The following is a 9,430-nucleotide window of genomic DNA, read 5'->3' as shown; positions in this document are numbered from 1 at the left end:
GTGTGGAACGTCACGCCAGCGCTGCACACGCCGCTCATGGCGGTGACGAACGCGATCTCGGCCATCGTGATCGTGGGTGCGATGCTCGCCGCGGGCCTGACCGAAGGCAGCCTCGGCAAGACGATGGGCGTGGTCGCAGTGGCGCTCGCTGCGGTGAACGTGTTCGGGGGCTTCCTCGTCACGCAGCGCATGCTCGAGATGTTCAAGAAGAAAGACAAGCCGGCGAAGGCTGCGGCCAATGACGAAGCGGCAAAGGGAGCGCACTGACATGAGCATGAATCTTGTGACGCTGTTGTATCTGGTCGCGTCGATCTGTTTCATTCAGGCGCTCAAGGGCTTGTCGAACCCGAAGATGGCGCGCCGCGGCAACGCGTTCGGCATGATCGGGATGACGATTGCCGCGCTCACGACCCTCGCGTTGATCTTCGAATTGCGTAAGCTCTCGAACGGCAATTTTTCGGGCCTCGGCCTGATTCTCGCGGGTCTCGTCGTCGGCGGCGGTATTGGCGCGTATGTTGCGCGCAAGGTCGAGATGACCAAGATGCCGGAGTTGGTCGCAGCCATGCACTCGCTGATCGGTCTGGCCGCAGTGTGTATCGCCGTGGCCGCCGTTGCGGAACCGGCCGCGTTCGGCATCGTCGCGGCGGGGCAACCGCTGCCGCCGGGCAACCGCATCGAGCTGTTCATCGGCACGTTCGTCGGCGCGATCACGTTCTCGGGTTCGGTCATCGCCTTCGGCAAGCTCTCGGGTAAGTACAAGTTCCGCCTGTTCCAGGGCGCCCCGGTGGTCTTCAAAGGCCAGCATATGGTGAACCTGGCGCTGGCGATCGCGATGCTCGGCTTCGGCGGCGCGTTCTTCGTCTCGCAGAGCTGGACGCCGTTCGTCATCATGACGGCCATCGCCTTCGTGCTGGGTGTGCTCATCATCATCCCGATCGGCGGGGCGGATATGCCGGTCGTGGTGTCGATGCTGAACTCGTACTCCGGCTGGGCCGCCGCAGGCATCGGATTCTCGCTGAACAATCCGATGCTCATCATCGCGGGTTCGCTGGTTGGCTCGTCGGGTGCGATTCTGTCGTACATCATGTGTAAAGCCATGAATCGCTCGTTCTTCAACGTGATTCTCGGCGGCTTCGGGGCACAGGCGGGCGCGGGGGCGGCTGCGGGTGAACAGCAGCAACGTCCGGTCAAGTCGGGCTCGCCGGATGACGCCGCGTTCCTCATGAGCAACGCCGAATCGCTGGTGATCGTGCCGGGTTACGGTCTGGCCGTGGCCCGCGCACAGCACGCGCTCAAGGAATTGACCGACAAGCTGGTCGAGAAAGGCGTGAGCGTGCGTTATGCGATTCACCCGGTGGCGGGCCGCATGCCAGGTCACATGAACGTGCTGCTCGCAGAAGCCGAAGTGCCATACGACCAAGTGCTGGAGATGGACGAGATCAACGGTGAATTCGGCCAGACGGACGTGGTGCTGGTGCTCGGCGCGAACGACGTGGTGAACCCGGCGGCAAAGAACGATCCGCAATCGCCGATTGCCGGGATGCCGATTCTCGAGGCGTACAAGGCCAAGACGATCATCGTCAACAAGCGTTCGATGGCCGCGGGTTACGCCGGTCTCGATAACGAACTGTTCTATCTCGACAAGACCATGATGGTCTTCGGCGACGCGAAGAAGGTGGTGGAGGAGATGGTCAAAGCGGCGGCTTGACCCGATCGATCGGCTTGATCGGGGTATTACCGGGGCGCACCGCCGGATGCGGCGCGCCAGCATCATTTCAATGACTCGTTTGCTCACTTTCTGGCAGGGCACAAGCACATGAACGTATCGCTGAGACAACTCAAGGTCTTCATGGTCGTGGCGCGCAGCAAGAACTTCAGCCGCGCGGGCGCCGAGATCGGCCTGACACAACCGGCCATCAGCCGCTGCATCAACGAACTGGAAGGGCAACTTGGCCTGCGCCTTGTCGACCGCACCACGCGCGAGGTCGCGCTGACCGATGCGGGGATCACGCTTGCAGGCAGTCTCGACCGTGTGCTCGATGAACTTGAGATCGCGTTGTTGCAGACGCACGGCGCCGAAGCACGCACGACCGGCCGCGTACGCATCGGCGCCGCACCGACGATTTCCGCGACGCTGCTGCCGCGCGTGCTGCTGGCATCGCAAGCGACGTATCCGGATATCGCACTCGCGCTCGTCGACCAGATGCAACGGGCGGTGCTCGATAGCGTGCGTGCCGGCGACGTAGACTTCGGCATCGTGGTCGCCCCGCAAGGCGCGGACGATCTCACGACCGAGCATTTGATGAGCGAGCCGTTCTGTCTGGTGTGCCGCAGCGATCATCCGCTCGCCTCACAGGCGGCCGTGCACTGGTCCGAACTCTCGGGCGAAAACCTGGTGCTGCTCAATCAGAGTTCGGGCAGCCGCCCGTTGATCGATCGCGCGCTGACGACCCAGAAGGTGCGAGGCACGATCACGCAGGAACTGGGGCACGTGAGCACCATCTTCCGCATGGTGCAGGAAGGACTGGGGGTGAGCGTGCTGCCGCCGCTGGCGTTGCCGCTGCCGGAGAATTCGACACTGGCCGTGCGGCCGCTGTTGCCTGCTTTCGAGCGCAATATCGTGCTCGTGCGCCGCAAGAACCGCTCGCTCTCGCCGGTCGCGCACACGGTGTGGGAACTGATTCACCGCGTCGTTCGGGAACGCAACAAGGGGTTCGCGATGGGGGCGGAGCGTCCCGTTGCTGCTGCGGCGCCTTCGGGGAGTTGAATCTCCGTTTTGAATCAACGACTTGCGTTCTCTCATCAAGGACTTTTCCACAGACTTGAACACAAAATCTGTGGATAAATCGGCGGCGCTTGCGGGCCGTTTGCCTGCGGGGGTGCCCGTCTGATCGCTTCTGCCAAAAACCCCATACCGATCAATCGCTTGGCGATTTTCCTGTGTTCGTTGTCCACAGCCTTGTGAACAAAAACGGTGGATAACTCGCACCTCGCCGCGCGCGCGGTGACGTCGACGCCCGACAGGTTCATGTCGGATTGCCAAGATGCCCCGGCGCGCGGATGCACAGCGCTGCCACACGGAGTGCGTTAGAATTCCCGACCTGGACGGCCTCGCATCGCGCCGGGGCTTCGCCGGTCTTCTCTTCCAACGACAACGCAGTTTTCTCTGTCGCGTCACTCCCGCTTCTCTTGCGATTCCCATGACTCCCGAAACCACGAAGCCACGCACGGGCTTTTGGCCGGCACGCGCGGCGACGATGGCATTGCTGTTTTGCAGCGGATTCCTGTATGCGACGTGGGGTGTTCATGTGCCCACCGTCAAGGCGATGTTCGACCTGAACGACGCCAGCCTCTCTGTGGCCATGTTCGCCGTGGCGGGGGGCGCCATTGTCACGATGCCGCGCACGGCGCGCTGGGTCGGCCGCGCGGGCAGTCGGCGCGCGAGCCTCCAGTCGGGCATGGCATTGGCGCTAACGAGCGCCTTCATTCTCTCGATGCCGAACTACTGGGGCCTCGTGGGCTGGCTCGCCCTTTACGGCGCAGCGAACGCCACCTACGACGTTGCCGTCAATGCGCAGGCCGCCACGCTCGAAGCTCGCTATCGCCAACCGATCATGGCGTCGCTGCATGGTTGCTTCAGTCTGGGCGGCATGGCGGGGGCGCTCGTTGGCAGCGTATGGCTGGCGCATCACGGCTCGCCGCAATGGCACGTCGGTCTCGCCGCGTTGGCGTGTGCCGTGGTGATCGTCGCCGGCGCGCGTTTCATGCAGCCCGACGTGAAGCCCGGTGAAGCGCCGGTCGCGCGCGAAGGCGCCGACACGGCCGCCGTTCCCGCACATCCGCTGCCTGCGCTGAACGATGCCGAGCGTCGCAAGCTGCATCGCAAGCTCACGAGCTTCGGCGTTCTTGCGTTTCTGGGGCTGGTGGTCGAAGGCGCGATGTACGACTGGACGGCGGTGTACATGCGGGAAGTGGTCGCCGCGCAAGGGGCGTGGGTGGGGGCTGGGTATGCCGCATTCTCGCTCGGCATGGCGGGCGGGCGTTTCGGTGGCGACCCGGTGCGTGCCCGTACGGGCGGCGCACGGCTGCTGCGGATGAGCAGCCTGCTATGTGTCGGCGGCGTGTTGCTGGCGCTGCTCTGGCGTGTGCCGGCGGCCGCAGTTGTGGGCTTCGCACTCGCGGGACTCGGATTGTCCAATGTGATGCCGGTCATGTTTGCCGCGTCGGGCGAGGTGGCGCGCGGTGCTGGCATGGCAAGCGCCGAAGCCATAGCGGTCATGGCGCGGCTTGCCTACCTGGGGCTGCTTGTCGGACCGGTGCTGATCGGCGCGATTGCCCACGGTATCAGCTTGCCGGTGGCGCTGGGCGCGGGGATGCTGTGCATCGTGCCGATTGCCCTGCTCGCGCCGAAAATGCTGGCAGGGGCGGACGGGCGCGCGGCGCGGCACTGAAAAGCCGCGTGCGCACCGAACCCATTTACTTCAGCGTGACGGCCACTTCGCCAATGCCGTCGATCGTGCCGCGCAGCTCGCCTTTGCTGCTCGCGGGGAGCATGCCGACGTAAGAGCCGCAGGTGATGATGGCGCCTGCGCGCATGGTGATGCCACGCTTGCCGTTGTGGTTGACGAGCCACGTGAGCAGAGCGCGCGGGTCGCCACCGGTATTGCCGGTGTGCGCCGGGGTGATGTCGGTGCCGTCGAGCGAGAACCTGAGTTTCGGCGTCAGGTAGTTGAGCGACGCATCGTAGTCACGGCCGCTCCCGATCACGAGCGCACCGTTGTTCTGCAAATCGGCGAGCGTGAATCGGCTGTCAAGTCCTTTCGACGCGAAGCGACTGTCGGTGATTTCAATCGTGGCCAGCGTTTCGCCGACAAACATCATGGCCGCTCGCTCGTTGTAGTTGCCCGGCTTGATGTCGCGTGCCAGGCGGAACGCGATTTCCAGTTCCAGTCCCGGACGGAAGAAGTCGTCGAGGGCCAGCGCGCCGCCCGCGTCGCTCACGACGGATGCCGGAATCGGCGCGCAATTCGGCAGATCCGACGGCTTTTTGGCACCCACTTTCCACGCAGCAATCGTTTCGCCGAGCAGGTCGAGCGTGCGCAACTGTACGGCATAGGCCGCGCTGGCATCGGCGGGGAGCAGCGCCGGCGCGGGCGCGTCGATCGGCGTGTCGCCGCGACGGGTGTCGGCCAGCAGCTGGGCCAGCGATTCGACAGCGGCTTGGTTCTCGAACATGTTGCAGGTCTCCTGAGGGAAGGGCGATGCGCCAGGCATTTGCTGGCCGCACGTTGCCCCACATCGTATACAAAATTCATGCGCCATTGCGCAGTGCGGCGAACGTGACGACTACTTAGTGAAAACACCACCTAACGTAGTCAAAGTCGCGGTGATCTGCGAGAATCGGACTTCGAAATAATTCGTAATATTTCGTGCGGCCTGGCAGCGGTGGTGAACGCCGTCGCCCACGAAAGTGCAGTGCGTGCAGTCGATGACCTTCTTTTCAAAGTGAACGACCCGAACCTATGCACTCCGTGACCCTGAATGCCGTACGCGACACCCTTATCCATCCGCCGGACAGCGGCGCGACGCAGCTTATCAGCCGTCAGGCGCTGCATCATGCCGTGATGGATCGTTTGCGCAAGATGATTACCGAAGGGGTGTTATTGCCGGGGGCTCATCTGAACGAGCGCGCTTTGTGCGAACAGCTTGGCGTGTCGCGTACGCCGCTGCGCGAGGCGCTCAAGATGCTCGCTGTCGAACGACTCATCGAATTGTTGCCGAATCGCGGCGCGCGCGTTGTGACACTGTCGGTCAGCGATATCGCCGACGCGTTCGAATTGCTCGGCGGCCTCGAAGCGCTGGCAGGCGAATTGGCCTGCGAGCGTATCACCCAGGTGGAAATGGACGAGATTCAGGCGTTGCATTGCGCGATGGACGCGTGTCACGCGAACGGCGATCTGTCCGGCTATTTCGACTGCAACCAGCGGATTCACGATCGTATCAATGCGGCCGCCCGCAACCCCGCGCTCACGCATATGTACCAATCGGTCAATCAGCGCCTGCAAGCTCTGCGATTCCGATCGAATCTGCATGCGGGCAAATGGGAGCAAGCGGTCGACGAGCATGTGGCAATGCTGCGCGCTTTGCATCGGCGCGACGGTGCCGCATTGGGACGACTGCTGCGTGCTCACCTGATGGTCAAGTGCGCCACCGTACTCGCCAGTATGCGAGCCGCCGCGTAACGCACAAGCGCGACCTCGATACCCGATACACATGTGCGCACGCCGCACGTTGCACGGTCAGGCCGCGCGACTCATACTCACCAACCCTTCGTTGAGCATGGCCGCGACGTAGGCGTCGGTCTTGCTGCGCAGGTGCGCCTCCATCAGTGAGCGCAATCGCTTGCCATCGCGTCGACGCAGCAGCGCAAGCATTTCCGCATGTTCGTCGACCGCCTGACGCCAGCGCTCGGGGGTGGGCGTGAGCCGTTCGCGCACATACCGCAGACGGGCATTGAGATTGTGGAAGTACTCGGCCAGCGGGCCGTTGTCCGCCATGCGAAGAATGCTCAGGTGGATCTGCTGGTTCAGCGCAAAGTAGGCCGCGTGATCGGCACGCGCGTAAGCCGATTCCATCTCATTCTGTAGCCGCGCCAATGCGTCGAGATCCGCGTCCGACGCTTTCTCGCACGCCTGCTCTCCCGAGAGCCCTTCGAGCACCGCCATCACGGCGAGCAGATTCACGACTTCATCGACGCTCACACGTGCCACGCGCGCCCGGCGCGTCTCCGAAATCTCTACCAGCCCCTCGTTCGCCAGTCGCTTGAGCGCTTCGCGCAATGGCGTGCGTGAGACGGCCAGTGCTTCGCAAAGAGCGCGTTCCGAGAGCGGCGCGCCGGGGCGCAAGTCACCGCGCACGATGCGTGCCTTGAGGGCTTCGTATGCGGCGGCGTTCAGCGAGGCGGACGTGCTCATGCGTAATGGGTGGAAAATTGGAATGCCAATTTTGATGATGATGTGCGAGATCGTCAATCGGTAATCGCCGGTTTTTGCATGTTAACCCTGAGTATTTACTTTTCCACTTGCCAACTGTCCGACGGGGAATTTATCGTTTACCAAAAATTGGTATACCAAAAATAGTGGCCGGCCGACATTGGGTACGTGCTGGCATGCGAAGGAGGCAATGTGACATCGACCGTTCTGACCGAGCGACACGGCGCAGTTGCGCGGGTCACGCTCAATCGTCCAGAGAAGCTCAATGCGTTGACCAAGCCGATGTGGCAGGCCTTGGGCGACACGATTCTGACCTTGTCCGAGACACCCGACGTGCGCTGCATCGTGTTGCGCGGCGCGGGGGAGAAGTCGTTTGCGCCGGGAAACGACATTGCGGAGTTCGAAACGGATCGGGCCAACGTCGAGCAGGCGCGTGCGTATGGCGCGCTCATGCATCGCACGCTCGACGCGCTGGCTAATTGCCCGGTACCGCTTGTCGCGATGATTCATGGCATTTGCGTTGGCGGCGGCATGGAAATTGCCGCCGCCTGCGACGTGCGCATTTGCGGCGAGTCGAGTCGTTTCGGCGCACCGATCAACAAGTTGGGGCTGGTGATGGCGCACGCGGAACTCTCGGGGTTGGTGCGGCTACTCGGCCCGGCCCGCGCGCTGGAGATCCTGCTCGAAGGCCGGATCTTCGATGCGCAGGAGGCGTTGCGTATCGGCCTCGTCAGCCGTGTGGTGGCGGACGCCGAGGTGACACGCGAAGCGCTCGCAAGTGCGGAGCGCGTCGCTGCCGGAGCGCCCCTGGTCGCGCGCTGGCACAAGCGTTTCGTGCGTGAACTGGCGAGCGGTCAGCCGTTCACACCGGCGCAGATCGATGAGGGTTTCGCGTGCTTCGGCACGGCCGATTTCCAGACGGGCTATCGTGCTTTTCTCGCGAAGACTGTCCCCGCGTTCGAGGGGCGCTGAGATGGCCCATTCCGAGAAGCAGGCCGGCGGGCCGTTACGAGGCGTCAAGGTCATCGAACTGTCGCACATCATGTCGGGCCCGGTGTGCGGCATGATGCTCGCGGACATGGGCGCGGACGTCATCAAGGTCGAGAAGATGGAGGGCGACGACGCGCGTCGATTCGCACCGATCCTGCCGCACGGCGAATCGGCCTCGTTCATGATGCTTAATCGCAACAAGCGCGGCATTGCGCTCAATCTCAAGACGGAAGGCGGCAAGGCGGTGCTGCGCAGGATGCTCGCCGACGCCGATGTCGTCACTGAGAACTACCGCAAAGGGACGATGGAAAAGCTCGGCCTCGGCTACGAGACGCTGCGCGACGCCAACCCGGGCCTCATCTATTGCTCCATTTCCGGCTATGGCCGCACCGGCCCGTATGCGGACAAGGGCGGTTTCGATCTGATTGCGCAGGGGCTCTCTGGCCTGATGAGTGTGACGGGCGAACCCGGGCAGGCCCCTATCAAGGCGGGCTCGCCAATTGCCGACATCAACGCCGGCATTCTGGCGGCGCTCGGCATCTCGGCGGCCTACGCGCATCGACTGCGCACCGGGCAAGGGCAGATTGTCGATACGTCGCTGCTGGAGGCCGGTTTTCAGCAAATGTACTGGGCTGCGGCCAACTTCTTCGCGAGCGGTGAGAATCCGCCGAAGCTCGGTTCTGCGAATCCCACGAGCACGCCTTATCAGGCCTTTCGTACGCAGGACGGCTGGATCAACATCGGCGCGGCCAATCAGGCGAACTACGAACGTCTCCTTCAGGTGCTCGACGCCCCCGAGATCGCTGGCGACCCGCGCTTCGCCACCAATGCAGGCCGCACTGCCCACCGCGCGGAACTCGTCGAGCGGCTCACGGGTTATTTGATGCGCGACACTACGCAGCACTGGGTCGAGCGTCTTGACGCGGTCGGCTTGCCCGTGGGGCCGGTGTTGCCGATCTCCGAGGCGGTGACGCACCCGCAGATCCTGGCGCGTGAGATGGTGGTGGAGACGGTGCATCCGCTTGACGGCCCGACGCGCAGTATCGGTTTGCCGATTCGCTTTTCCGAAACGCCTAAGTGCACGGGCGGTCCCGCGCCCCGGCTTGGCGAACACACCTGCGAGGTGTTGGGCGAGTACGGTTTCGATGCGCAACAGGTTCACGACCTGATAGCGCAGGGGGCGGTGTATGCGTTGGAGGAGGTGGCACGAGCGAGCGCATGACGTATGGGGCGCGCTTGCGGTGCGGATTCTCCGCGTCTTCGCAAATTGTGTAGAACTTACCTCACGGTGACCGGTCGGTTTTGTGACGGGTGCATGACAGGCCACCGATCAATCTGACCCGACGGTAACGTCGTGAGGGGAGGAGCATGACGCTTGGCAGAATCACCGGCAGAAACCACGTCCCGTCATTTGCCCGATGGCCGCATGCCGCCGAGGCGCGTACCAT

Annotated in this window: 10 protein-coding genes; 7 read left to right on the top strand and 3 right to left on the bottom strand. The window is 63.4% G+C overall.

All coding sequences use genetic code 11. The features are described from left to right. The 3 genes from PHO31112_RS24020 to PHO31112_RS24010 all read left to right on the top strand — a co-directional run. Nucleotides 1-267 (top strand): NAD(P) transhydrogenase subunit alpha part 2 (locus PHO31112_RS24020; RefSeq protein ID WP_150623803.1); only part of this gene is annotated, 267 nt, incomplete at its 5' end. 1 nt (nt 268) lies between these two features. Next, a complete protein-coding gene (locus PHO31112_RS24015) occupies nt 269-1,708 on the top strand; it encodes an NAD(P)(+) transhydrogenase (Re/Si-specific) subunit beta (protein WP_150623801.1) in 1,440 nt (479 codons plus the stop codon). A gap of 108 nt (nt 1,709-1,816) precedes the next feature. Continuing rightward, the gene (locus PHO31112_RS24010; RefSeq protein WP_150623799.1) at nt 1,817-2,767 is read left to right on the top strand and encodes a LysR family transcriptional regulator; all 951 of its coding nucleotides are present in this window, start codon (nt 1,817-1,819) and stop codon (nt 2,765-2,767) included. Between the two features lie 35 nt (nt 2,768-2,802). Here the strand turns inward: PHO31112_RS24010 and PHO31112_RS24005 are convergent, their stop codons facing one another. Beyond that, nucleotides 2,803-3,030 carry a hypothetical protein gene (locus PHO31112_RS24005; protein ID WP_150623797.1) on the bottom strand — a complete coding sequence of 76 codons (228 nt, stop codon included), beginning with the start codon at nt 3,028-3,030 and terminating at the stop codon, nt 2,803-2,805. A 170-nt stretch (nt 3,031-3,200) separates the two neighbouring features. On the opposite strand from PHO31112_RS24005, the gene PHO31112_RS24000 reads away from it, so the two are divergent. After that, nucleotides 3,201-4,451, top strand: coding sequence for an MFS transporter (locus PHO31112_RS24000; protein WP_174995862.1), 1,251 nt, complete (start codon nt 3,201-3,203; stop codon nt 4,449-4,451). 25 nt (nt 4,452-4,476) lie between these two features. Here PHO31112_RS24000 and PHO31112_RS23995 read toward each other — a convergent pair whose 3' ends face one another. Continuing rightward, nucleotides 4,477-5,235 (bottom strand): 2-keto-4-pentenoate hydratase, encoded by a 759-nt coding sequence (locus PHO31112_RS23995; RefSeq protein ID WP_150623793.1) that lies wholly within the window; start codon nt 5,233-5,235, stop codon nt 4,477-4,479. Nucleotides 5,236-5,522: 287 nt separating this feature from the next. Between PHO31112_RS23995 and PHO31112_RS23990 the strand changes: the two genes are divergently transcribed. Further along, nucleotides 5,523-6,242, top strand: coding sequence for a GntR family transcriptional regulator (locus PHO31112_RS23990; protein WP_150623791.1), 720 nt, complete (start codon nt 5,523-5,525; stop codon nt 6,240-6,242). A 57-nt stretch (nt 6,243-6,299) separates the two neighbouring features. Here PHO31112_RS23990 and PHO31112_RS23985 read toward each other — a convergent pair whose 3' ends face one another. Further along, the gene (locus tag PHO31112_RS23985) at nt 6,300-6,974 is read right to left on the bottom strand and encodes a GntR family transcriptional regulator (protein ID WP_150623789.1); all 675 of its coding nucleotides are present in this window, start codon (nt 6,972-6,974) and stop codon (nt 6,300-6,302) included. Between the two features lie 210 nt (nt 6,975-7,184). Between PHO31112_RS23985 and PHO31112_RS23980 the strand changes: the two genes are divergently transcribed. Both PHO31112_RS23980 and PHO31112_RS23975 read left to right on the top strand, forming a co-directional pair. After that, nucleotides 7,185-7,964, top strand: a complete 780-nt coding sequence (locus PHO31112_RS23980) for an enoyl-CoA hydratase-related protein (protein WP_150623787.1) — start codon at nt 7,185-7,187, stop codon at nt 7,962-7,964. 1 nt (nt 7,965) lies between these two features. Next, entirely contained in the window at nt 7,966-9,204 is a 1,239-nt protein-coding gene (locus tag PHO31112_RS23975; RefSeq protein ID WP_150623785.1) for a CaiB/BaiF CoA transferase family protein, read from the top strand. Nucleotides 9,205-9,430 lie beyond the last annotated feature (226 nt).

Source organism: Pandoraea horticolens, assembly GCF_902459555.1.
Classification (GTDB): Bacteria; Pseudomonadota; Gammaproteobacteria; order Burkholderiales; family Burkholderiaceae; genus Pandoraea; species Pandoraea horticolens.
Note: the sequence above shows the minus strand (reverse complement) of the source record. Positions and strands in the feature narration are given on the sequence as shown.

Bases quoted from the DNA above. Each gene is read 5' to 3' on its own strand.
- PHO31112_RS23985 (WP_150623789.1), bottom strand. From the start codon at position 6,974: ATGAGCACGTCCGCCTCGCTGAACGCCGCCGCATACGAAGCCCTCAAG.
- PHO31112_RS23975 (WP_150623785.1), top strand. From the start codon at position 7,966: ATGGCCCATTCCGAGAAGCAGGCCGGCGGGCCGTTACGAGGCGTCAAG.
- PHO31112_RS23990 (WP_150623791.1), top strand. From the start codon at position 5,523: ATGCACTCCGTGACCCTGAATGCCGTACGCGACACCCTTATCCATCCG.
- PHO31112_RS24000 (WP_174995862.1), top strand. From the start codon at position 3,201: ATGACTCCCGAAACCACGAAGCCACGCACGGGCTTTTGGCCGGCACGC.
- PHO31112_RS24010 (WP_150623799.1), top strand. From the start codon at position 1,817: ATGAACGTATCGCTGAGACAACTCAAGGTCTTCATGGTCGTGGCGCGC.
- PHO31112_RS24005 (WP_150623797.1), bottom strand. From the start codon at position 3,030: ATGAACCTGTCGGGCGTCGACGTCACCGCGCGCGCGGCGAGGTGCGAG.
- PHO31112_RS24015 (WP_150623801.1), top strand. From the start codon at position 269: ATGAGCATGAATCTTGTGACGCTGTTGTATCTGGTCGCGTCGATCTGT.
- PHO31112_RS23995 (WP_150623793.1), bottom strand. From the start codon at position 5,235: ATGTTCGAGAACCAAGCCGCTGTCGAATCGCTGGCCCAGCTGCTGGCC.